The following is a 23,731-nucleotide window of genomic DNA, read 5'->3' as shown; positions in this document are numbered from 1 at the left end:
GCCCACACCCTCGCTCAACGCCTGCCAATCTGCTGCATTATACTTTATATCCAACCTTTTCCTCCTTTTTTAGCCAAAAGGGCGCAGGATATCATTCTGCTGCTTTTGAATTCCTGCCAAACCTTCCAGTGCTGATTTTTTCTGATTAAAATTCGGATGTAAGTGTTCGTTTCTTTCACTTTTAAATTATCGCTTTCTTTTATTAAAACATAGAACAGAATCTTACTATTAGAATAAATAAAAAGCATTTAGATATATAATTATAACAAATAAAACATCGAACGATGTATCAATATTTTTAAATAATATAAAAGAAAATGAGATTTTAACTTTTTCTAATTTGTAAAAAAACAAAAAAAGCGTTTGGAACATAATTAAATGTCCAAACGCTGCCTTATTTAACATTCGAATAAACGGTGAGACAGAAGCAACTTGCTACACTTCGTTCCAATAGCATCAACTGTCTCACATTTGTGTTTCCTGTCATTTTAAGAAAATCCTTCTTATTGCTGTGAAACACAGTGAGGGAGCAGTTGTTGTCGAACAGGACCTACTTGGTTCTCAAAGCTTAGCCCTTCTGTCCCTCCTCTTTTACTCATTTATAGAATTTTCGTTTATCATTTCGATGCCAGAATAAGACTGAATCGTTCAATTAAAGATTTGTTACTTCTCCATCAACACTGCGTTCAATTTTCATATCTGTGATAGGAACGTAACCCAATTCTTTTACAACACTTTTCTGAATACCATCACTAATCATATAATCCAGGAATTTTTTCACTGATTCATCAGGCTGCCCTTTGGTATACATGTGCTCATAAGACCAGATAGACCAAGTATTATCAGCGACATTTTCTTCTGTCGGCTCCACACCGTCAATTTTCAACGCTATGGTTGATTCATCCATATAAGAAAATGCTAAATAACTAATTGCTCCTGGAGTTTGAGAAACAATCTGACGGACAGTACCTGAGGAATCTTGTTCCTGTGATTTTACCGATGTCGCTCCGTCAAGTCCCCATTTTTCGAAAGTCGCTCTAGTTCCACTACCTTCCGGTCGGTTGATTACAGCGATTTCCTGATTCTTGCCGCCAACATCCTGCCAGTTTGTGGTTTTCCCTGTAAAAATATCGATTAACTGAGCTTTGGTCAGCTCTTTAACACCAACATCCTTATTCACTACAGGTCCCATCCCTACAACTGCTACTTTATGGTCTACCAGCTTATCCGCTTCAATCCCGGATTTCTCTTCAGCAAAAACATCAGAATTACCAATTGTTACTGCGCCATCAGCAACTTGAGATAACCCTGTCCCGCTGCCGCCCCCTTGAACAGAGATAGAGTAGGCAGTATTTTCTGCGATAAACTGATCTTTGGCAGCATCAACAAGAGGTTGTAGTGCAGTTGAGCCAACTGCTACAATTTTGGTTGGTTCGTTTGTTTTATCAGAAGCTTCGCCTTTCGTATCAGAACTGTTACATCCTGCCAAAAGTACGCCTACTGTAATGACCATTGTTGTTAAAATCTTCTTCTTCATTTCAACACTTCCTTAGTAAGATTAGTTACAAGCTTAGTCTAACAAGTCATTGTTAATGCTTCTCAAATATCCTGTAAATAATCGGTAAAGAAATGTAAAGATTTTGTATACAAAAAAAGGCGGTCTTTTTCAACGGAAAACTCTTGAAAAAAACACCTGTTTATTTCGTTTATTTAGCCGTTATCTACACTATTAATATTAGTATTTTTACTATTGGCAGCATTCTTGTATGTATCATGGCCTTGACTTTTTATTATAGAAATAGCAATACGTCAGCCACAAGGGGATTGCTTTCGCATTTTTATCAATAAAAACATCCTTCTCATCACCGCATTTCTAAGCAATAAGAAAGATGTTTATCAGCACTTGTTTGGGACGCAAGTTGTAATGTATGGTCCTAATCTTTTATCTCTTTAGTCATATAGATAGTCAACCGATTCATCGCTTCAACCAGTCGTTCCATATCGGCAGCATAGCTAATTCGGACATAACCTTCTGCTTCCGGTCCGAATGCAATTCCGGGAATTAGTGCTAGTGCCTGCTTCTCTGCCAAATCAATACAGAACTTCATTGAGTCTTGTTCAACACCCTCAGGTATTTTTGCAAAAATATAAAAGGCACCATTCGGTCGAGCAACTTGAAAACCTAGGGTTGTCATCTGATCATAAACAAAATCACGACGTTTACGGTACTCTTCCTTCATAATTACGCCGTCATTGATTCCCTCAACCAATGCCCGGACTGCTGCCTTTTGAGAAATTGTTGAAGCAGCTGTTACCAGATATTGATGGACCTTAATAATTTCTCCGGTTAACTCTTTTCTGCTAAAAATGAAGCCGATTCTCCAGCCTGTCATTGCGTGAGATTTAGACAACCCATTAATCATAATAGTCTGCTCAGGAATAAATTCAGCAATCGATACATGGGGATCATCATAGGTCAGCTCACTATACACTTCATCACTGATAACAAATACTGGGTATTTTTTCAGAACCTCTGCAATTGCTTGAACCTCTGAACGATTGTAGGTTACCCCAGTCGGATTGCTTGGATAATTCAAAATGACTGCTTTCACCTGTTCACCATGGACTGCCATGGCTTCATCAATCATTTCCGGTGTTAAAACAAAACCATTGCTTGTTGTATCTATATATACAGGCTCTGCACCCGCTAGTGTAATCACTGGTTCATACCCTGGATAGATTGGTGCCGGCAGCAGGACCTTATCTCCTTTTTCCAAAATAGCCAGCAAACTGGCAGATATCGCTTCAGTTGCACCAATAGTGACTAAAACTTCTGTTAAAGGATCATAAGCTAATCCATATTTTTCCTTCATAAAGTATGCAGCTGCTTCGCGGACATCCGTTAACCCTGCCATGCCTGAATAATGAGAGAAATTCTGCTCAATTGCCTGTTGTCCGGCTTCTTTTACATGGTCTGGCGTATTAAAATCAGGCTCACCCAATGTCAGCTTCAATATATCAGGAATTGTAGAAACCTGCTCATCAAAGCGGCGGATTGTAGAAACCGCAATCTTATAAACCTGCTGATTAAATCTGTTTGTTAAGTCCATTAACATCACTCCTTTATACTTGCTCATTATGGTATCATATTCTGCTTAATAATGAAAATATTATTTAAAAACATGATTTTTTTCTCGTCAAAATCTCATTTTACTCTTGCATTTCCTTTTTCGATTCTTTATAGTTAAGAAAATCACGAATACTTAATAGAGAAAGGCGTGAAACGATGAAAGGCATTCGTAAAATCGCACCATACATTCCTGGGAATCAGCCAAATTATCCAAATATGATTAAAATTAACACAAATGAAAATCCCTACCCTCCTTCACCAAAGGTCGAAAAAGCGTTAAAAGAGTTCAAAGTAGAGGACTTAAAACGCTACAGCTCTTTAGACAATCAGCTTTTAAAAAATACACTGGCTGACAAACACCAGCTGCTCCCGGAACAATTAATTATTGGAAATGGTTCTGATGAAGTATTAGCATTTTGTTTTCTTGCTTTTTTTAATAGCAGCGAATCGATTCTTTTTCCTGATATTACTTATGGTTTTTATAAGGTTTGGGCTGACTTGTTTCATATCCCCTTTAAAGAACTGCCGTTAACGACGGATTTTCATATTGATTTTTCTGATTACAACCAGCCAAATGGCGGTATAGTTATTGCTAATCCTAATGCCCCGACTGGTTTATTTAAATCTTCAGAGGCTATTCGCACACTCTTAAAAAAACATCCAGATGTGATTGTCATCATTGATGAGGCTTATGCAGAATTTGCAGAAGAAACGATGCTTCCTTTACTTGATGAATTTTCTAATTTGATTATTGTCCGTACCTTATCAAAGTCCCAATCACTGGCTGGTTTGCGTATCGGATATGCCATAGGAGATCCTCGGTATATCGCGGTTATGGAAAGCATCAAGTCTTCTTTTAATCCTTATTCTGTTGATTTACTAGCTGAGAAACTGGCAGCTGCAGCAGTTGAAGATACTAGCTACTATCAGAAAATAAATGAAGAAATCTGCAAAACAAGAGAGTGGTTCGTCAGTAAACTGGCTACCTTCGGTTTTCAGTCTTTGGATTCTCAAACTAATTTTGTATTAACAACCCATAAAACAATCGATATACCCGAACTTTATCATTTTTTAGAAGAACAGAATATTTTTGTCCGTTATTTTGCTAAACCAGAACGCTTAAAAAAATATCTGCGAATTTCGATTGGCACTCGTGAAGAGATGGAGAAAACAGCCGCAGCTATTGATTGTTTCCTAAAAGAACAAATTAAAAATTAGCTTTATTATAAAAAGGAACTGTACCGTCGTTAAATAAACAAGGGTATAGTTCCTTTAAAAAAATGATTCAACCTCATCTCAGGTTGACAGACAATAAACTGCATACTATCATAGCGCTTGGAGCAAAAAACAGAGATTCACTGGTTTTGTTTCAAGCTTTTTTGAGAAGTAAGAAAGCACGAATAAGCTATCGGCTGGCTAAAGAGCGTTTAGCAAGAAAGGGTTACTCCCCTCTTTGCTTGTAAAGCTGACTCTTTTGCTAACTGATTGTTCTAGAAACTTCCTTCAACAGCTTAACAAAATGATGCGCAATTTCTGTTCGCTGCTGATTTTTCTGATAGAGGATACAGATTTTATTTTCTTCCGACTGTTCTAGAGGGATTAGTCTAATTTCCTTTTTCGTAAATCCAGTAACGATACCTGAGCCGGAAGCATAGGCATTCGTTTCAGCTAGAATGTTCATCAGTGTTCCCCGGTCGTTAACATAAATAACCGTTCCTTGTTCATCTTCTTCAATCAAGTCTTCAGCAAAATAAGAAAATTCACTACCCTCCTGAATAAAACGAACCTGAGGATAGGCCATTAATTCCTTTAAGCCAATTTGTCTTTTATGGGCTAAAGGATGATGGTTGCCCAAGAAAATGTGGGTAGCAAAATTGCCAATCACTTCATAAGTTAGATTCGTCCCTGACAAGTGACGTTCAATACCAGACCGATTCTTACTATTTAAATACAGTATCCCCAGTTCACTGTTATGACTTTTTACATCTTCAATCACTTTAAGAGTGGTCGTTTCGAACAGACGGAATTCTTTGTATTGCTCTTCAAATTTTTTAATCATCTGCGCCATAATTTTTCCCAAAAAATCATAATGCTGTGAAGAGACAGAGAAACGTTCACTTGCCTGCTGCTGGATATAGCGCTGTTCTAATAATGCCAGCGGTGTCAATACTTTTTCAGCATGCTCTAAAAATTGAACTCCTGCTTCTGTTAGAAAAGCCCCTTTGTTTGTTCGCGTAAATAAACGAATACCTAATTCATCTTCCAGCTCTTTTATGCTATTGGATAAGCTAGGCTGGGCGATAAAGAGCTTTTTCGCAGCTTCTCGAAAACTGCCGTTATCAGCAACCGCTACGACATATTTCATTTGTTTTATATTCATCATCATTCTCCATTGTTCATTCGACTAAATAAACCGGACGACCTTTTCTATCCTGCAGCGGACGGCTATTGAGCGCCAGCATACCTTCTTTCAGGGATTCAACCAATTGCCTATCCATCTGCCCCACTTCTTGGAACACAAACCAAGGAATCGGTCCCTTTGTCGGCGGAGTAGTTAAAGAACCTGTATAATGAAAATGGCTTCGTTTTTCCGGTAAAAAAACGGAAGGGTCAAAATAAAACTCATGTGTTCTTATGCTGCCTTCAACCAGCGTTCTTAGCTCTGTAAATTTGTTTACATCTCTCGTCAGATTGAACAAGCAGCCTACTACCAGGTTTTGACCTAAATCATTCATATGAACTAGATGAAACTCGATAGGATACTCCTGTTCTTCAAGCAGATGCTCTGCTGGCGTATGAAAGTGGATATCCGTCAAATGATAGGTCTGATCCGCATACACGATGAAGCTTTCTGTATTTGGCGGTACAAAGTGCATAGTATTTTTAAATTCTTTTTCAGTAAAGACTTCTTTTTTATAATGAAAGGCAATGCTGTCACTGCCTATAAGCTTCTTCTCATTGATAGAATCGACAGAAAGACGAATTGGCGACTGATCTGGAAATGCCGCTCCTTCAGCAAACCAGTCACATAAAGTCCCCCAATGTTCTGGACCTCTTTCTCCTGAATAACTCCATTCTACATCCATATTTCGAATATTTTTCATACGGCCTCCTAAAAGAAAAAAATTATTTTTGATAACTGTATCCTATTTCCCAATTTGGGTCAAACAATGACCTCCCGAAAATCACTGCTCAATAAAATAAAAAAGGACACAAGCGGCAAACATCTAAAAATTACTGCTTCTGTCCCAACGTTTATTCTAAATTGAAATAGGTATCAAAAATCTGAGATACAATTAGACCTCTAGACCTTCAGCACACTTAAAACCGAATAGACAGTGAGATGGAAGCAGCTTCTGCGGTAATACGTCGACAGCGAATGGCTGACCTTCGTGTTTCCTGTCATTTTCGTACATTCCTTCTTAATGCTTTGAATCACTGTGATTACTACTACGTATGTAGAACAGATGATGAAAAGTACCTACCTGGTGCTTTGAATCACTGTGATTACTTACTACGTATGTAGAACAAGTGATGAAAAGCTAGCTGCCCGCAGCTTAAATTCAATCACTTTTATCTAATCTGTTCTCCCGTTTCATTTTTACACTGTTTTCCAAGCAGCTGGGTTTTGCTTCCATTCCTGTAGTAGTTCTAAATCCTGAGCTTCAATGTATTTTGCTTCCAGCGCCGCTTCAAGCAGTGTTGAGTAATTTGTTAATGTCGTCAACTCAATACCATGCGCCTCAAAATTTTCTAGTCCCTTTGGCAATTCATAGGTAAAGATTGCAGCTACGCCTAAAACATCGGCTCCTTCACGTTTGGCTGCTTCTGCGGCTTCAAGGACACTCCCGCCAGTTGAAATCAAATCTTCAATGATAACCATTTTCTGACCTTCGCTGATACGTCCTTCAATCTGGTTCCCTTTCCCATGTTCCTTTGCCTTACTGCGAATGTAAACCATCGGCAGGTCAAGAATATCTGCAACCCAGGCAGCATGAGGAATACCCGCTGTAGCTGTTCCTGCAATTACTTCAACCTCTGGATACTTCTCCTTAATGGCTGCTGCCAGACCTTGAGCGATTTCTTTACGAATCATTGGATAGCTCATAGTAATGCGGTTGTCGCAATAGATTGGACTTTTAATGCCGCTAGCCCATGTGAAGGGATCATTTGGACTTAAAAACACCGCTTCAATTTTTAATAAATCCTTTGCTACATTTTTTGCTAATTCAGTCATTTAATTTCCGCTCCATTCCTTTTTAATTGACAGATATGCTTGATAGGGATTCTCAGCCTGAGTGATTGGACGCCCAACTACTATATAATCTGAACCGATTTCTCTTGCTGCTGCGGGCGTCATTACCCGCTTCTGATCGCCAACGGCACTTCCGGCCGGACGAATACCTGGTGTTAGACAAACAAAGGATTCATTCGTCGATTCCTTAATCAGTTGGACTTCTTGCGCAGAACAAACAACGCCATTTAGCCCAGCCGTTTCAGCACATTTAGCATAGTGCTTAACACTGTCCTTTAATGAAGCATGAATTAGCTGATCGTGCTGCATTTCTTCTTCACTAGTCGATGTCAGCTGAGTAACGGCAATCAGAATGGGTGTTTGGGCTTGCTGAGCTCCAGCTTCAAGCCCTCGCTTAGCAGCCTGCATCATTTGAATCCCGCCGGCCGCATGAACATTTGTCATATCTACGCCAAGCTTCGCCAATCCCTTCATCGCACTTTCTACAGTGTTTGGAATATCATGCAGCTTCAAATCCAGAAAGACAGAATGACCAGCCTGTTTCAAAAAGCGGACAATTTCCGGACCCTCCTGATAAAACAGCTCCATTCCTACTTTCAAATAAAGCTTTTCTTCCACAGGAAACCCTTCAAGAAAATGTTCTACATCTTTTTTTGAAGGGAAATCCAATGCAATAACCGGACGTTCAATCATGAGCGCCGCTCCTCTCTTACTTCTTTAATTAACTGCTCCAATGATTCAATACCAAGCTCTGCCATGCGAATAGGCAAGCCTTCAATCAATTTAGGACAAATATAAGGATCAGTAAAATTCGCGGTACCTACACCAACTGCGCTTGCACCAGCCATAAACATTTCCAGGACATCATCTACTGTCTGCACGCCGCCCATTCCAATAATCGGAAGTGAAGAGACTTGCGAAACCTGATGAATAAGGCGAATCGCCACCGGCTTAATTGCCGGACCTGATAATCCTCCAGTACTATTTGCCAGAATCGGTCTTCTAGTTTTTAAATCAATCCGCATGCCCAGCAGCGTGTTTATCATTGTAAAGCCGTCTGCACCACCTGCTTCAATAGCTTGAGCGATTGGCACAATATCAGTAACATTCGGCGAAAGCTTAACATAAACCGGTACTTTTGCTACCTTTTTCACTGCTTCTGTTAATTGAAATGCGACATCGGGATCTGTACCAAACGCGATTCCCCCATGCTTAACATTGGGACAGGAAATATTCAACTCGATGGCGCCGACATTTGAAGCATCCCCAATTTTGGCACAAACTTCAACATAGTCTTCTTCGCAGGCACCCGCAACATTGGCAATAATCGGTAAATCGTATTTTTCCAATGCTGGAAGCTTTTCTTCCATTACTACCTTGAGCCCCGGATTCTGTAAGCCAATGGCATTCAGCATGCCGCTAGGCGTCTCAGCAACCCGCGGTGTTGCATTTCCAAAACGAGCTTCTGCAGTCGTTGCTTTAATCATGATTGAGCCAAGCAAACCGATATCGTAATATTTTGCATATTCTTCGCCAAAGCCAAAACAGCCGCTGGCAGGGATAATAGGGTTTTTTAATGTTAGTCCTGGAAGACTGACTGCTAAAGGATTTTTCATCATAATACAACCTCCCTAGCCCTGAAAATAGGACCCTCATCGCAAACTTTTACACTCTTAGTTCCAGTCTCGTCATCCGGCACATGACAAACACAGGCATAACAAGCGCCCATTCCACAGGCCATTCGCTGTTCCAAAGAGAGAAACACATTCGGATTATCTGAAAATAGCTGCGCTACGGTTTTCAACATGCCGTTAGCACCACAAGCAAAAACTGCAGCTGGTGCTTCATCCTCCAAAGCTGTCATCAATAAATTACCCACATTCCCTTGAATACCAAAAGAACCATCATCTGTTGCAAAACGAGTATCTCCTAATGCCATAAATTCATCTTGAAAATAAGCTACTTCCTTCGAGGCATATCCAAGAAAATGAATGACTTCAACGCCTTTCGCTTTCAGCTGCTTTGATAGTTCGTACATAGGCGGGATGCCGATTCCGCCGCCGACAACATAAACCCGCTGTCCAGTCTTTAGGTCAGACAAGTCAAAGCCATTACCTAATGGTCCCATTACATCCAGCTGTTCTCCTACTGTCATTGTAGAAAAATACTGGGTACCATCCCCTTCTGTACGATAAATGATTGTACAGCTGCTTTCTTCTTTGTTAATCTGGTTGATACTAATTGGCCGTCTAAGCAAAAGATCCTCGCGCGGTACTTTAATATGTAGAAACTGTCCTGGGGTTCCCATTTCTTTGACTAACTCACCGGTCAATGTCATTTGAAAAATCCTTGGGGCCAGCTGCTTCTGCGCAGTGATTGTCATCATTTCCTGTTTCATCGTCAGACTCCTTTCAGAAATAAACTTATGGCACACCCTTGTGCTTATCTGCTGTTTAATTGAGGAGCTGTAGAGAGCGCTAAGTCCGGTTGCTCTCTACTTTTCCTCTTAACTGTTCTTCTAGCAAAAGGGATATGTTGTGCTATCACTTATTATGATAGCTTACTTCTATTTTTTTAGATAGCTTCTGTTGAAAAAGCTCTTGATTCCAGCACTTTTAAGATGGCATTTGCTGTATCCAGCGAAGTAAACAACGGAACACCATGCTCCACAGATTCTCTGCGGATGATAAAGCCGTCTTCATTTGCTGATGAGCGGTTTTTATCCATTGTGTTGATAACAACTTGAGTTTGTCCGCTGCGAATCAAATCAACAACCGTTTCTTTACCTGATTCTTTATCTTCGATTTTTGAAATCGTTTCTACCTGCAGCCCTGCCTTAGCAAAATATTGAGCAGTTCCCGCTGTAGCTGTAAGACTATAGCCAATCTCTGTAAAGCGTTTGGCCAAATCCAGTGCCTCTTCTTTGGTTTCGTCAGCAATAGTGAATAAGACAGCCCCATAGCTTGGCAAATGCAGCCCGCTTGCTTCAAAAGCTTTATACAATGCTTTTTCAAGACTATAATCCGAGCCCATCACTTCCCCTGTTGACTTCATTTCTGGTCCAAGATAAGTATCCACTTTCTGTAGCTTCGTAAATGAGAAGACCGGTGCTTTGATGTGAACCTGTTTGCTTTCTGGATACAGACCATCTGTATAGCCCAAATCAGTTAGCTTTTCACCCAGAATAGCTTTGGTTGCTATCTGCGCCATGGGAATACCTGTGATTTTACTCAGGAAGGGAACCGTCCGGCTCGCCCGTGGATTGACTTCAATAACATAAACAGTCTCTTCATGAATCACAAACTGAATATTCATCATTCCAATGCAGTTCAGTCCCAATGCTAGTTTTTTAGTGTATTCAGTAATTGTTTCTTTGATAGTTTCAGATAGTGTCTGTGGTGGATAAACAGCCATCGAATCGCCTGAGTGAACACCTGCCCGCTCAATATGCTCCATGATTCCCGGAATTAACACTGTTTCACCGTCACAAATGGCATCAACCTCGCATTCCCGTCCCAGTAAATAGCTGTCGACCAGAACTGGATGCTCCGGAGAAGCCTTAACAGCATTTTTCATATAGTCTTCCAGATCTTTCTGATTTTCCACAATCTCCATCGCCCGTCCCCCTAAAACATAGCTTGGGCGAACTAAAACTGGATAGCCGATACGGTTGGCCACTGCCACTGCCTCTGCTTCACTAGTTGCTGTATCACCTGGCGGCTGAGGGATTTCAAGCTCATTCAATGCCTGTTCAAATAAATCACGGTTTTCGGCACGGTCTAAATCTTCGATTGTTGTTCCGAGAATTTTCACTCCGTTTTTCACTAGCGGTTCAGCTAAGTTAATCGCTGTTTGACCGCCAAACTGGACAATCACTCCAATAGGCTGCTCCAAATCAATCACATTCATGACATCTTCCAGTGTTAATGGCTCGAAGTACAGCTTATCAGATATCGAGAAATCCGTAGAAACCGTCTCAGGGTTGCTGTTCATAATGATTGCTTCGTAGCCGGCGGCCTGAATTGCTTTTACTGAATGAACTGTCGCATAGTCAAACTCTACTCCCTGACCAATCCGAATAGGCCCTGAGCCTAAGACTAAAACAGAAGGCTTGTCAGAACGAATACTTTCATTTTCGAACTCATAGCTACTGTAAAAATAAGGGGTTTGAGATTCAAATTCTGCCGCACACGTGTCTACCATCTTATAGACAGGAACGATACCTTGTGTTTTTCGTATTTGAGTGATTGTTTCTGTGGTTGTCTGCCACAGCTCCGCAATTTTTCGATCAGTGAACCCATTTTGCTTCGCTTCTTTCAACACTGCCAGGTCATCAACACTTTCGCTAAGTGATTGCTCTAGTTCAACAATATGAAGCAGCTTATCAAGGAAGAATAAATCAATCTTTGTTAATAATGCCAAGTCTTCAATACTATAGCCTCTTCTTAATGCCTCAGACAGGTAGAATAAACGGTCATCCTGTGCCTTAACAATTTTTTCAGTTAGTACATCGTCGGAAACGTCCTTTAGTTCTTTTAGCTCATTGTGATAGGTACCAATTTCCAAAGAACGGACAGCTTTAAGAAGTGATTCTTCAATGTTTCGACCAATAGCCATCACTTCTCCAGTCGCTTTCATCTGGGTTCCTAATAAACGTTCGCCCTTTTCAAACTTATCAAAAGGCCAGCGTGGAATCTTAGCTACTACATAGTCCAATGCAGGTTCAAATTCAGCGTATGTCGTTCCAGTTACCGGATTTTTCATTTCATCCAGCGTTAAGCCCACTGCAATTTTTGCGGCAAGCTTTGCAATCGGGTAGCCGGTTGCTTTACTTGCTAAAGCAGAGGAGCGGGAAACACGAGGGTTTACCTCAATAACATAGTATTCAAAGCTATGGGGATCCAGCGCCAGCTGAACGTTACAACCGCCTTCTATTTTTAATGCCCGGATGATCTTTAACGAAGCATCTCTCAGCATTTGATACTCATAATCAGACATTGTTTGACTTGGCGCAAAAACAATCGAGTCTCCAGTATGAATGCCCACAGGGTCAAAGTTTTCCATATTACAGACAACGATTGCATTGTCCGCCGAATCACGCATTACTTCGTATTCAATTTCCTTATAGCCGGCAATACTTTTTTCAATTAGGCACTGAGTTGCCGGGGAGAGCTTCAAGCCGTTTTCAGCTACAATACGCAGCTCTTCCTCATTGTCGCACATGCCGCCGCCTGTACCGCCCAGTGTAAACGCAGGTCGAACAATGATCGGATAGCCGATTGTTTCTGCAAAAGCCAGTGCTTCTTCTACTGTATGCACAATATCACTTTCTGGAATCGGCTGCCCTAGCTCCTCCATCAGCTGCTTGAACAAATCTCTGTCTTCCGCCTGATCAATCGCACTTAACTTAGTTCCTAGAAGCTCAACGTTCAGCTCATCTAAAATACCAGAAGCTGCCAGCTCCATTGCCATATTCAATCCAGTTTGACCGCCCAATGTAGGCAGCAGTGCATCTGGACGTTCTTTTCTAAGAATCCTTGAAACAAACTCCAGTGTAATCGGTTCGATATAGACTTTATCCGCAATTTCTTTATCAGTCATGATTGTTGCCGGATTGGAATTGACTAGAATAACTTCATAGCCTTCCTCTCTTAGCGCAAGGCAAGCCTGTGTTCCTGCATAGTCAAACTCTGCTGCCTGACCAATAATAATTGGTCCTGAACCAATGACCATGATTTTCTTTATATCTGTACGTTTAGGCATTTCCCTGCTCCTTCCATGCATCCATTAATTCCATAAATTCGTCAAAAAGATGTAACCCATCATGAGGACCTGGTGCAGCATCTGGATGATACTGTACTGTAAAGGCAGGAAATTCTTTATGGCGTACACCTTCAACTGTTCCGTCATTGATTTCCACGTGGGTTACCATCAGTTTATCTGAATCAATTGTTTTTTCATCCACTGCATAGCCATGATTTTGCGAAGTAAAATCGATTCTGCCTGTCGCAATTTCACGAACTGGATGATTCAACCCGCGATGACCAAATTTCATTTTGTAAGTATCTGCCCCATTCGCTAGAGAAAATAGCTGGTGGCCTAAGCAAATACCAAAAATAGGAACCTTCCCTTGAATGCCCTGAATCATTTTAATTGCTTCTGGAACATCCTTGGGATCTCCTGGTCCGTTTGTCAGCATAACGCCATCCGGATGCAAATCTAAAATCGTCTGTGCATCTGTATTATATGGAAGAACGGTTAGATTGCATTGTCTGTTTGAAAGCTCACGCAGGATACTATGCTTCAAACCAAAATCCACAACAACAACATTTCTGCCGCTTCCCGGACTCGGATACGGTTTGGTTGTAGAAACTTGAGCAACCTGATTGTGCGGCAGTACAGTTGCCTTCAGCTGATCAAAAAGATGATTAAAATCGTCGCCTGCATCTGCCAGCATGCCTTTCATCGTTCCGACTGAACGAAGTTTCTTCGTCAATGCACGAGTATCAATCCCTGAAATCCCTGGAATTCCTTTTCTCTTCAGGAATTCATCCAGTGTCATTTGATTACGCCAGTTAGAAGCCAGACGTGCATGCTCTTTAACAATCACCCCTTTACAGGTTGGAGAAATTGATTCATAATCATCACGGTTTACTCCGTAATTCCCTACCATCGGATAGGTAAATGTAATGATTTGACCATTAAAGCTTTGGTCTGTGATTGTTTCCTGGTAGCCAGTCATACTAGTTGTAAAAACAACCTCGCCTACCACATTTGCTTCTGCTCCGAAGGCTTTTCCTTCGAAGACCGTACCATCTTCTAAAATCAGTAATCGTTTCAACGTGTTATGCCTCCTCTTTCTTCCATACCAGCTTTCCATCTACAAAGGTCATCATAGTGTTCCCTTTTACTTTCCAGCCGACAAATGGTGTGTTGACTGCTTTAGATAGAAACTGCTTATCATCTATTGCCTCTTCTAGATCAAGATTAAACACTGCTAGATCTGCCGGTGCACCGATTTGCAGCGTTCCTGCATCTAATCCGAATAATTGAGCCGGCTTCACTGCCATCCAGTCGATAACCTGTTCCAAAGTGAATTTTCCTGTTTCAACGAAATGTGTATAAATTAGCTGAAAAGCAGTTTCACTGCCGACAATTCCAAATGGAGCTTTCAAAAAGCTCTGTTCCTTTTCTTCCAAACCATGAGGAGCATGATCCGTTGCAATACAGTCAATTGTGCCATCCAGCAGCCCGTCGATTAACGCCTGCCGGTCCGCTTTTCCTCTTAATGGAGGATTCATTTTCCAAAAACCGTTATCTTCAGGAATATCTTCATCAATTAAAAGCAGGTGGTGAGGTGAAACCTCAGCCGTAACATGAATACCTGCACGTTTTCCATCACGAATCACGCGAACACTTTCTTCTGTAGATACGTGACAAACATGATAATGTGCACCCGTTTCTTTCGCCAAGGTGATGTCTCTGGCAATTTGAGAAGCTTCTGTTGCACTCAAAATTCCCGGAAGTCCCAGTTTCTTCGAGATTTCGCCTTCGTGCATGACACCGCCGAAAAGCAGCGATTCATCCTCTGTATGAGCCACCAACGCCATGTTATTTGCTGCAGCTTCCTTCATCGCCAGATACATCGTTCCTGCAGTTTGTACCCCCACGCCGTCATTTGTAAAAGCAAAAGCTCCGGCTTCCTTAAGGGCTTTCTGATCTGTTAAACGTTCACTCCGCAGCTCTTCAGTGATTGGTGCATATTGCAGCACCTTTACTTGAGCTTCATTTTTTATAATCTCATAGATTTCTTTCAATTTTTCGGCAGTATCAGGTACCGGATTCAGATTAGGCATAGCACAGACTGTGGTAAATCCGCCTCTAGCCGCCGCTTTACTCCCTGTTTCAATCGTCTCTTTGTAAGTAAAGCCGGGTTCTCTTAAGTGAACATGGACATCTACTAGTCCTGGAGTAATCAACTGACCTTGTGCATCATATACTTGATCAAAATCTGCTTCCTCGAACGCTTGACCAATCGCTGCAATTTTTCCATCCTCTATCCAAACAGCTGCTGCGGTTACTTGATTATCTTTAACTACGATTTTTCCATTTTTTATTAATGTTTTCATACATTCCACCTACACCTTTCCTGATAATACTGCTTCTAAAATTGCCATTCTTACATACACGCCATTGCTCATCTGCTGTATAATTCTTGACTGCAGGCTCTCTACCAGAGAATCTGCCAGCTCTACATCCCGATTGATTGGCGCCGGGTGCATGATAATTGCCTGCTTCTGCATACGTTTTGCCCGTTCTACAGTTAATCCGTATTGCTGATGGTAGTCTTCCTTTGAAAAGCTTTCTGTCCCGTCATGACGTTCATGCTGTACCCGCAGCATCATCATCACATCTACTTTTTCCACAATTTCATCCAGCTCCCCGTACTCTCCGTATACATCAAACTGCTCATCATACCACTCTCTCGGACCAGAGAAATAAACCTCAGCTCCCAAACGCTTCAGCATCTGCATGTTAGATTTTGCTACTCTGGAATGAGTCAAGTCGCCAATAATCGCAACCTTCAGTCCAGCAAAACGGCCGAATTCTTCATAGATTGTCATCAAATCCAGCAGACATTGACTAGGGTGCTGACCGCTGCCGTCTCCGCCGTTAATGATTGAACACTGAATCGTTTTACTTTGAATCAGCTCATCATAATAATTTTCTTCTCCATGACGAATGACTGCAACGTCAATTCCAAGTGCGGACATTGTTAACACGGTGTCATACAATGTCTCGCCTTTTTGAACGGAGCTTGTGCCAGCTTCAAACTCAATCACTTCCAGACCAAGCTTCTTCTCAGCGACGTCAAAACTCTTGTGGGTCCGCGTGCTGTTTTCAAAGAAAAGGTTCGTTGCAAAATACTGCTTTCCTCCGGATTCCCAGACCGCCCCCTGCTTGAACTCCTGTCCCCGACGGATCAGGCCCATTACTTCCTGATCACTTAATGCTTCTACTGTCAACAAATGCTTTAAACTAACCCGCTCTGATGTATGAATCATTCGTCATTCCTCCTGTTATTTTGATAAAACTGACTGGTTTACTTCTTAAAATCTATCTTGGTTCTTTTAACGATTTGTTAGTCTTTTCTTCTACACTAGTTACAGCGAAAGAAATGACTTTTTTTCATTTTTGCTTTTATTTTTCACTACGAGCCTTTTCAGGAAGAACCAAATTTAAGATAATTCCTAACACTGTCGCTAATGCCATACTGGTTAACTCAAAGTTGGCAATTTTTAAATAGGCTCCGCCGATTCCAATAACCAAAATTGCTGAAGTGATAACCAAATTACGTTTTTGATCATAATCAACTTTATTATCAATTAAAATTCTCAAGCCACTGGAAGCAATTACTCCGAAAAGCAAGAAGCTGATGCCGCCAATTACCGGACTTGGAATACTTAGAATCAAAGCACTTACTTTACCGATAAAACCAGCAACGATTGCCAACCCTGCTGCTCCGCCAATAACATAAACGCTGTGTACCTTAGTAATTGCCAGTACACCGATATTCTCTCCGTAGCTAGTTGTCGGTGGTCCGCCGGTAAATCCTCCAATAATGGTAGACAGTCCATCTGCCAGCAATGTCTTATTAAGACCCGGAGACTTGAAGAAATCTCTTTTAGTAATTTTACTTAGAACCATCAGGTGACCCATGTGCTCTGTCATTGTTACAAACGCAATCGGCGCCATACTGGTTAAGGCGGCTAATGAAAACTTGACATCATAGTCAACAAAGGGAATCTGGAAAGCCGGAAGCCCAAACCACGGTGCAGCACTAACTGGCGCAAAATCGACAATCCCCATCAGGACTGCAAAAATATATCCTGTAACAATTCCCAGTAAAATAGGAATCAAGCTCAGAAAGCCTTTAAGGAACATGTTATAAAAGATGGTAATTCCCAGTGTGAACAATGCTACCAAAAAGAATTTACTGTCATAAACTGATTCGCCATTTTCCAATGTTTTAAACATTGCCTGATTCGCCGCAGTGGATGCCAGCCCTAGGCCGATAACCATGATTACAGGTCCAACAACCACTGGGGGTAAAATCTTATTGATCCAATCAGAACCTGTTTTAGCAATAATCAAAGCAACAATCAGATAAACGATTCCTGCATAAATGATTCCCTGAGCCACTGCAGGATATCCTTGTGTTGCCATTAGCGCATTGATAGCAGAGATAAATGCAAAGCTGCTGCCTAGATAAGCAGGAACTGATCCTTTAGTGATTAAGATGTACAACAAGGTCCCAACACCTGAACTAAACAAAGCAATGCTTGGCTCCAGCCCTGTCAGAATAGGTACCAATACATTGGCGCCGAACATTGTAAAAAGATGCTGCAGGCTTAGCCCCATCCATTGTAAAGCCTTTGGTTTATCTTGAATATCCAGTACAACATCTGTATTTCTAAACTTTTTTTCCAACATTTCTTCTTTCCAACTCTCTCATTTATTCATAAACTTTATTCTGCTGTTTTATTAATTAGTATTCGATCTGTTCCGTCGATTTCTTCCATCTCAACGATTATTTCCTCAGTCATTGCCGTTGGAATATTCTTCCCAACATAATCTGCCCGAATCGGTAATTCTCTATGGCCTCTATCCACAAGCACTGCCAGTGATATTTTTTTGGGTCTTCCCAAATCTATCACTGCATCCAGAGCAGCCCGGATCGTGCGTCCAGTGAATAGAACATCATCTACCAAGATAACCTGCTTTCCTTTTACTGAAAATGGAATATCGGAGGAATGCAGTTCGGCTTCCTCAGCAACATCGTTAGCCACATCATCTCTATATAAGGTAATATCAAGCTCGCCTACAGGCACCTCAATATTTTCCAGTTGTTTCAAACGTTCTGCAATTCTGGCGGCAATATAGATCCCTCTTGTCTTGATTCCCACAAGCACAATATCCTGAATCCCTTTGTTTCTTTCAATGATTTCATACGTGATACGAGTTAATGCCCGTTTCATTGTTACTGCATCTACAACTTCTTTGCCCTGCATTTTTGTTGCCTCCTTATATGAATAAAAATCTTTTTAACTTGTTGATTCTGTTGACAGCCGTCAGCTTTTTAGACACAAAAAAACTCCTGCCCAGAAGGCAGGAGGATACTTACATAATTGTATACTGTAATGCACACAGATACATCCTTTGAGCGCACTCAAGGTTATCTGCATGTCTCCTTCTTAGCCTCACGGGACTACTCTTAAAGGACTGCTTATTCAACTAAAAACAGTTTACCTTGTATCAGATAATAAATCAATGATTATTTCTTAATTGCTCCAAAGTTTTTTCAAAAATCTCAGGAAGAGGGGCTTCAAATTCCATGTACTCGCCAGTTGTTGGATGCGTGAAGCCTAAAAGCTTAGCATGCAGAAACTGACCTTGCCCCGCCAATGTCTTTTTCGGTCCGTATAATGGATCTCCAGCTACGGGGTAGCCAATATATTTCATGTGAACGCGAATTTGATGCGTCCGCCCTGTTTCAAGCTGCAGCTCAATCAACGTAAAATCATTAAACCGTTCCAATACCTGAAAATGAGTAACAGCTGGTTTGCCCCCTTCGATTACAGCCTGCATTTTCCGGTCTGCCTTTGAACGGCCAATTGGGGCATTAATTTCTCCTTTATCATGGGAAATTTCCCCATGAACCAGCGCCAGATATTTTCTGACAGAAGTCTTTTCCTTTAGCTGTTCAGCCAGTGCTTCATGTGCTTTATCATTTTTTGCTACCATCAGTAAGCCTGAGGTATCTTTATCAATCCGATGAACAATTCCTGGACGAATGATGCCGTTTATTGAAGACAGGTCCTTAATATGGTACATCAGTGCGTTAACCAATGTGCCTTTGGGATGTCCTGCTGCCGGGTGAACAACCATCCCCTGAGGCTTGTTGATTACAGCGACATCCTGATCCTCATAGACAATTGTTAATGGAATATCTTCCGCTTCAATCTGCAGTTCTTCCGGCTCTGGCACAACAATCGTCACCATGTCTTCTTTTTTCACTTTATAGTTTGAACGAACAACTTCTCCATTCACTTTCACCTGCTGGTCTTTCAGCCACTGCTGAATTTGAGAACGGGTGAAGTCCAGCCTCTCGCTCAAGACTTTATCGATTCTACCAGTTTCATCCTTTATTATTACATCAATTTGTTCCATTTCCGCCATCCTTCTAATCTTCATAATCTAAGTAGATTTTCGCTCTTTTCAATTATTTATTACCACAGTCTGTTATCCGTACAACTGCTGCTTATTTCTGATTCGTTTTCTTAGCTGCCCGCTCATCTAAAATCAAGTAGATAAAGATACACGCCACACCGATTACTAATGACATATCTGCTATGTTAAAGATTGGAAAGCTCATAAAATCTGTTTGAATCATGTCGACAACATACCCTAAGCGCAGCCGGTCAATAAAGTTACCCAAGGCTCCCGCCAGAACAAGACTCAGACCAATCGTAAACCAGCGGCTGCTTTTCAAGTTTTTAATCAGCATATACACCAGCACTGCAACAACAATCACGGTAATAATATAGAAAAAAATCATCTTCCCTTCTAAAATACTCCATGCTGCACCTGTATTTCTAACATATGTAAAGGATAAAAAGCCGTTGATAAACTCCTTTGTCTCTCCTAATTGAATGTTAGAAACTGTTAAGTACTTCGTCCATTGATCAATGCCAATAATCAAGGCACTTATAATTAGATAAACTGCTAACAACAAAATCATTCCTTTTCCCTATTATTGTACAAATCTCTTGGCCGGATAATTCCTAATAAATTTCCATTTGGATTTCCATTTTTCGTAATCAGAATTGCCTCCAGCCGAACCTGGCTTTCAAACATTTCCTCCACCTGATAGATATTTGTTTCTTCATCCACAAACTGATAATTTGCTTCTTTATAGTTATCAGTTAGCAAATCACCGGCAGTCTTGCCTTCCAGTTCTATAGTCCCACGCCGACTCTCTACAGCCAGCCAAATGCCTAAACCGCGGACAGTAATCAATCCCATAAACACACCCGAATGGTATATTGGGAATTGGGAGTAACGCTTTTCAGCAATAATTTCCAAAATCTCCTTTAGAGGAATCTTCTTCTCAAAACCTGTTACATGTTTGCCAAATTTAGGTAAAACCTTTTCTGGTTTTATCAGCTGTTTTTCAATCTCAGCTATTCGATCTACTGCCCATTGATTTGGTTCCGCAATAACAAAATCCTTGGAAACCCGCTCGTGAACAATAGCATTTCTCAACTGCGCCATCTGCAAAAGATCATTTTCAACGGAAGCAACCTGAGACTGCTTCTTTCTTGCCAAACGCCGAACCATCTCGCTGAAGCCCATTGCAGAAGGATTGTTTAGCTCTTCTTTCAGCCATTTTTCAATTCGGTTAAAGCTATTTAAAAATTCCTCAGCATTATGTCCCATTCGATTTCTCCTTAATTACATACGCTTTTTTGAGTGAAGTGATTAAAAAAACAAAATAAAGCACTAAAAACAGTAAAATAGCAATCAAAGGCATTCTTGTTGCAGGAATCAGCAGCATCAATACAAAAAAGATTAGATAATTACCTACCAGCATTGGATTCATTGTAATTTCCAGCTCTTTATCCAATCCATCATTTTTTAAATGAAAGGGTTCACTTTTCAAAAGATAAAAAGAAACCTGTAAATCCAACTCATTTTCAAGCACCTCTACGGTTTTTGCTGAGTTATTGCCAATAGCAAACCATTTTTCCCCATTCTTTAAAACAGTGATTGGTGTTGCCATACCGTAAAAGCCGGTTTTACGTGTAATATAAAGCTTCATATTCCCACACCTCCATGCAGCTCTTAACAAGTATATACTAAAAAACGTTGCTAGAAAAGGAGAATCCATCCGCTTGTCTGCCTTCACTTTTAAAAAGCTTTCTTCCATGATTTTCTACTTAAGAGTAAAACAAAAAAAGCAAAGTTCTTCTGCTCACTAAAAGCAGCGCCCTTTGCCCGTCTCATATACTCTTTTCCATAAATAAAACAACACACAAAAAAGTAGTCTGACAAGTGTTCCTCTTGTTGTTTTCATACACATCTGAATTGAGGTTCTCATGTCCACTCAATCCTTCTATTTATTGAACACTTGCCAGACCATATTCAGTTAGTAAGGAGTTGTTGCTCAAATTCCCACGTTCCTTTCTCGTGCCGTCTCGGCTTCTTACTTTGGATGTTCTCTCAACGTCCATTTTTTCACTATTCCCCTGTACTTCTTCTACAGGATTCTTTAGGGAATTTCTATTACCCCTTACACTTATTTTATACCATAATTAGCGCACTAATGCAAGCGCTAACACTCAAAAATAATTTATTTTTTATCCAAAAAGAAATACCAAAATGTCAAAGCATTACAAAAAACTGAAGCATATAGAGGGAAAACTGTAGACAAGTTTATAGTCTCAAAAATAAACTGATGATACTAAAAAAGAATAGTGTGCACCTCCTAAGTAAGATGTTCACTCTAACTTAGGAGGTGCACTTCAAAAATCATTTCCGCCTACTTCGCCTTCTTTCCAGAATCAGAACACTTCTGGCACAAGCTCGCTGGTTTACAGCTTATTTTTTAAAACAAACCAATTGCATTACCTTCTTCATCAATGTCCATGTTCAATGCTGCTGGTTTTTTAGGCAGCCCCGGCATAGTCATAACATCTCCAGTAAGTGCTACGATGAAGCCGGCGCCAATTTTAGGAACCAGTTCGCGAATAGTTATCTTGAAGTGCTCCGGTCTTCCCAATTGGGTTGGATCATCTGAAAGAGAATATTGTGTTTTAGCCATACATACTGGTAAACGGTCCCAGCCGTATTTTGTGAAGGTTTCCAGCTGCTTTTGAGCCTTCGGTGATAGCTGAACTCCTTCGCCGCCGTAAATCTTTTGTACGATGGTTTCAATTTTTTCTTCTAGACCAATCCCTGTAGAGTAGATAGTTCTGAAATCAGCCGTTTCTTTTTCAATCGTCCCAATCACTGTCTCAGCAAGAGCTGTGCCGCCGTCAGCCCCCAGCTCCCAAACCTTTGTTAGTTCAACAGGAACCTTCAATTCTTCACACATTTCCAATAATATCTCAATTTCCTTTTTAGTGTCGCTGACAAATTCATTTATTGCAACAACCACAGGTAAACCATAACTCTCCATATTTTCAATATGCTTTTTCAGGTTAGCGAACCCCTTTTTCAAAGCAAAAACATTTTCTGTTGCCAGCTCTCCCTTAGACAGCCCGCCGTGCATTTTCAATGCTCGAATGGTCGCAACAATGACAACTGCATCTGGTGCTTTCTTTAGATTTGGTACTTTGATATCGAGGAATTTTTCCCCGCCTAAATCTGCACCAAATCCGGCCTCAGTTACCACATAATCCCCCAGCTTTAAGGCTGTTTTTGTCGCTAAAACGCTATTGCATCCATGAGCGATATTGGCAAACGGTCCGCCGTGAACAAGAGCTGCTGTACCGTATATTGTCTGTACCAGATTTGGCTTAATCGCATCTTTCAGCAACAAAGCCAGTGCCCCTCGAATCTGTAAGTCACTTACAGTCACGGGTTCTCTATCAAAGGTATAGGCAACCACGATATTCCCCAACCGTACCTTAAGATCCTCTAAGTCGGCTGCTAAACAAAGAATAGCCATGATTTCGCTGGCCACCGTAATATCAAAGCCATCTTCTCTAGGAACACCTTGGATAGGACCGCCTAATCCAACGACTACATGTCTCAGCTCACGGTCATTTAAGTCCACTACACGTTTCCAGATAATTCGTCTTGCATCAATATTTAATTCATTTCCCTGTTGTATGTGATTATCAAGAAGAGCAGACAATGCATTATTGGCGGTCGTAATCGCATGCATATCCCCAGTGAAGTGTAGATTAATATCTTCCATGGGTAAAACTTGCGCATAACCGCCGCCGGTGGCCCCGCCTTTAATCCCCATCACTGGACCTAATGAAGGCTCACGTAATGCAATAACGGTCTTCTTACCGATTTTATTCAGAGCATCTCCTAAGCCAATCGTAACTGTGGACTTGCCTTCACCCGCTGGCGTAGGATTAATGGATGTTACTAAAATTAGTTTGCCGTCTTCTTCCTGATCCAACCTTCGAATAGCAGAAAAATCTAGCTTTGCCTTGTAGTTCCCATAAAGTTCTAAATCTGCTTCGTTTAAATTAATTCTTTCTGCTACCTTTTTGATAGGCAGGAGTTCTACTTCCTGAGCAATCTCAATATCTGTTTTCATTTTTACC

General features: G+C 41.0%; 20 protein-coding genes. 1 reads left to right on the top strand and 19 read right to left on the bottom strand.

The genetic code is table 11. The features are described from left to right. Positions 1-652: 652 nt before the first annotated feature. The gene (locus tag AC1Z3K_RS12200) at positions 653-1,537 is read right to left on the bottom strand and encodes a phosphate ABC transporter substrate-binding protein PstS family protein (RefSeq protein ID WP_426084395.1); all 885 of its coding nucleotides are present in this window, start codon (positions 1,535-1,537) and stop codon (positions 653-655) included. Between the two features lie 397 nt (positions 1,538-1,934). After that, positions 1,935-3,110, bottom strand: a complete 1,176-nt coding sequence (locus AC1Z3K_RS12195) for a pyridoxal phosphate-dependent aminotransferase (protein WP_461732855.1) — start codon at positions 3,108-3,110, stop codon at positions 1,935-1,937. A gap of 176 nt (positions 3,111-3,286) precedes the next feature. Between AC1Z3K_RS12195 and hisC the strand changes: the two genes are divergently transcribed. Next, positions 3,287-4,348, top strand: coding sequence for a histidinol-phosphate transaminase (gene hisC, locus AC1Z3K_RS12190; RefSeq protein ID WP_461732854.1), 1,062 nt, complete (start codon positions 3,287-3,289; stop codon positions 4,346-4,348). A gap of 259 nt (positions 4,349-4,607) precedes the next feature. On the opposite strand, the gene AC1Z3K_RS12185 is transcribed toward hisC, so the two are convergent. The 17 genes from AC1Z3K_RS12185 to AC1Z3K_RS12105 form a co-directional block, all read right to left on the bottom strand. After that, positions 4,608-5,510, bottom strand: a complete 903-nt coding sequence (locus tag AC1Z3K_RS12185) for a LysR family transcriptional regulator (protein WP_426084398.1) — start codon at positions 5,508-5,510, stop codon at positions 4,608-4,610. Positions 5,511-5,526: 16 nt separating this feature from the next. Further along, positions 5,527-6,234, bottom strand: a complete 708-nt coding sequence (locus AC1Z3K_RS12180) for a carbonic anhydrase family protein (RefSeq protein WP_461732853.1) — start codon at positions 6,232-6,234, stop codon at positions 5,527-5,529. Between the two features lie 497 nt (positions 6,235-6,731). Continuing rightward, positions 6,732-7,367: an orotate phosphoribosyltransferase gene (gene pyrE, locus AC1Z3K_RS12175; protein WP_426084400.1), complete on the bottom strand. Its 636-nt coding sequence runs from the start codon at positions 7,365-7,367 to the stop codon at positions 6,732-6,734. Next, positions 7,368-8,078, bottom strand: coding sequence for an orotidine-5'-phosphate decarboxylase (gene pyrF, locus AC1Z3K_RS12170; protein WP_461732852.1), 711 nt, complete (start codon positions 8,076-8,078; stop codon positions 7,368-7,370). It abuts the gene before it with no gap. Continuing rightward, the gene (locus AC1Z3K_RS12165) at positions 8,075-9,004 is read right to left on the bottom strand and encodes a dihydroorotate dehydrogenase (protein ID WP_426084402.1); all 930 of its coding nucleotides are present in this window, start codon (positions 9,002-9,004) and stop codon (positions 8,075-8,077) included. The genes pyrF and AC1Z3K_RS12165 overlap by 4 nt, the downstream gene beginning before the upstream one ends. Further along, positions 9,001-9,783, bottom strand: a complete 783-nt coding sequence (locus AC1Z3K_RS12160) for a dihydroorotate dehydrogenase electron transfer subunit (RefSeq protein ID WP_461732851.1) — start codon at positions 9,781-9,783, stop codon at positions 9,001-9,003. Before AC1Z3K_RS12160 ends, AC1Z3K_RS12165 begins: the two co-directional genes overlap by 4 nt. Before the next feature lie 176 nt (positions 9,784-9,959). Continuing rightward, on the bottom strand, positions 9,960-13,148 hold the full coding sequence (gene carB / locus AC1Z3K_RS12155; protein WP_461732850.1) for a carbamoyl-phosphate synthase large subunit: 3,189 nt from the start codon (positions 13,146-13,148) through the stop codon (positions 9,960-9,962). Further along, positions 13,141-14,226, bottom strand: a complete 1,086-nt coding sequence (locus AC1Z3K_RS12150) for a carbamoyl phosphate synthase small subunit (RefSeq protein WP_426084405.1) — start codon at positions 14,224-14,226, stop codon at positions 13,141-13,143. The genes carB and AC1Z3K_RS12150 overlap by 8 nt, the downstream gene beginning before the upstream one ends. A 4-nt stretch (positions 14,227-14,230) precedes the next feature. Beyond that, positions 14,231-15,514, bottom strand: coding sequence for a dihydroorotase (locus AC1Z3K_RS12145; protein ID WP_461732849.1), 1,284 nt, complete (start codon positions 15,512-15,514; stop codon positions 14,231-14,233). 9 nt (positions 15,515-15,523) lie between these two features. Further along, a complete protein-coding gene (locus AC1Z3K_RS12140) occupies positions 15,524-16,450 on the bottom strand; it encodes an aspartate carbamoyltransferase catalytic subunit (RefSeq protein WP_461732848.1) in 927 nt (308 codons plus the stop codon). A gap of 136 nt (positions 16,451-16,586) precedes the next feature. Continuing rightward, a complete protein-coding gene (gene uraA, locus AC1Z3K_RS12135) occupies positions 16,587-17,879 on the bottom strand; it encodes a uracil permease (RefSeq protein ID WP_426084408.1) in 1,293 nt (430 codons plus the stop codon). Between the two features lie 35 nt (positions 17,880-17,914). Beyond that, positions 17,915-18,457 (bottom strand): bifunctional pyr operon transcriptional regulator/uracil phosphoribosyltransferase PyrR, encoded by a 543-nt coding sequence (pyrR, locus tag AC1Z3K_RS12130; protein WP_461732847.1) that lies wholly within the window; start codon positions 18,455-18,457, stop codon positions 17,915-17,917. Between the two features lie 256 nt (positions 18,458-18,713). Then, positions 18,714-19,616: an RluA family pseudouridine synthase gene (locus AC1Z3K_RS12125; protein ID WP_461732846.1), complete on the bottom strand. Its 903-nt coding sequence runs from the start codon at positions 19,614-19,616 to the stop codon at positions 18,714-18,716. Between the two features lie 91 nt (positions 19,617-19,707). After that, entirely contained in the window at positions 19,708-20,178 is a 471-nt protein-coding gene (gene lspA / locus AC1Z3K_RS12120; protein WP_426084457.1) for a signal peptidase II, read from the bottom strand. Positions 20,179-20,183: 5 nt separating this feature from the next. Then, positions 20,184-20,885, bottom strand: a complete 702-nt coding sequence (locus AC1Z3K_RS12115) for a CBS domain-containing protein (protein WP_426084411.1) — start codon at positions 20,883-20,885, stop codon at positions 20,184-20,186. Then, complete coding sequence (locus AC1Z3K_RS12110; protein ID WP_461732845.1) at positions 20,875-21,267, bottom strand: hypothetical protein; 393 nt, start codon at positions 21,265-21,267, stop codon at positions 20,875-20,877. The genes AC1Z3K_RS12115 and AC1Z3K_RS12110 overlap by 11 nt, the downstream gene beginning before the upstream one ends. Before the next feature lie 786 nt (positions 21,268-22,053). Beyond that, positions 22,054-23,724 carry a formate--tetrahydrofolate ligase gene (locus AC1Z3K_RS12105; RefSeq protein WP_461732844.1) on the bottom strand — a complete coding sequence of 557 codons (1,671 nt, stop codon included), beginning with the start codon at positions 23,722-23,724 and terminating at the stop codon, positions 22,054-22,056. Positions 23,725-23,731 lie beyond the last annotated feature (7 nt).

Source organism: Enterococcus sp. LJL128, assembly GCF_056924295.1.
This window is presented reverse-complemented; position numbering and strand designations above follow the sequence as displayed.

Bases quoted from the DNA above. Each gene is read 5' to 3' on its own strand.
- AC1Z3K_RS12200 (WP_426084395.1), bottom strand. From the start codon at position 1,537: ATGAAGAAGAAGATTTTAACAACAATGGTCATTACAGTAGGCGTACTT.
- AC1Z3K_RS12195 (WP_461732855.1), bottom strand. From the start codon at position 3,110: ATGGACTTAACAAACAGATTTAATCAGCAGGTTTATAAGATTGCGGTT.
- hisC (WP_461732854.1), top strand. From the start codon at position 3,287: ATGAAAGGCATTCGTAAAATCGCACCATACATTCCTGGGAATCAGCCA.
- AC1Z3K_RS12185 (WP_426084398.1), bottom strand. From the start codon at position 5,510: ATGAATATAAAACAAATGAAATATGTCGTAGCGGTTGCTGATAACGGC.
- AC1Z3K_RS12180 (WP_461732853.1), bottom strand. From the start codon at position 6,234: ATGAAAAATATTCGAAATATGGATGTAGAATGGAGTTATTCAGGAGAA.
- pyrE (WP_426084400.1), bottom strand. From the start codon at position 7,367: ATGACTGAATTAGCAAAAAATGTAGCAAAGGATTTATTAAAAATTGAA.
- pyrF (WP_461732852.1), bottom strand. From the start codon at position 8,078: ATGATTGAACGTCCGGTTATTGCATTGGATTTCCCTTCAAAAAAAGAT.
- AC1Z3K_RS12165 (WP_426084402.1), bottom strand. From the start codon at position 9,004: ATGATGAAAAATCCTTTAGCAGTCAGTCTTCCAGGACTAACATTAAAA.
- AC1Z3K_RS12160 (WP_461732851.1), bottom strand. From the start codon at position 9,783: ATGAAACAGGAAATGATGACAATCACTGCGCAGAAGCAGCTGGCCCCA.
- carB (WP_461732850.1), bottom strand. From the start codon at position 13,148: ATGCCTAAACGTACAGATATAAAGAAAATCATGGTCATTGGTTCAGGA.
- AC1Z3K_RS12145 (WP_461732849.1), bottom strand. From the start codon at position 15,514: ATGAAAACATTAATAAAAAATGGAAAAATCGTAGTTAAAGATAATCAA.
- AC1Z3K_RS12140 (WP_461732848.1), bottom strand. From the start codon at position 16,450: ATGATTCATACATCAGAGCGGGTTAGTTTAAAGCATTTGTTGACAGTA.
- uraA (WP_426084408.1), bottom strand. From the start codon at position 17,879: ATGTTGGAAAAAAAGTTTAGAAATACAGATGTTGTACTGGATATTCAA.
- pyrR (WP_461732847.1), bottom strand. From the start codon at position 18,457: ATGCAGGGCAAAGAAGTTGTAGATGCAGTAACAATGAAACGGGCATTA.
- AC1Z3K_RS12125 (WP_461732846.1), bottom strand. From the start codon at position 19,616: ATGGAACAAATTGATGTAATAATAAAGGATGAAACTGGTAGAATCGAT.
- AC1Z3K_RS12115 (WP_426084411.1), bottom strand. From the start codon at position 20,885: ATGGGACATAATGCTGAGGAATTTTTAAATAGCTTTAACCGAATTGAA.
- AC1Z3K_RS12110 (WP_461732845.1), bottom strand. From the start codon at position 21,267: ATGAAGCTTTATATTACACGTAAAACCGGCTTTTACGGTATGGCAACA.
- AC1Z3K_RS12105 (WP_461732844.1), bottom strand. From the start codon at position 23,724: ATGAAAACAGATATTGAGATTGCTCAGGAAGTAGAACTCCTGCCTATC.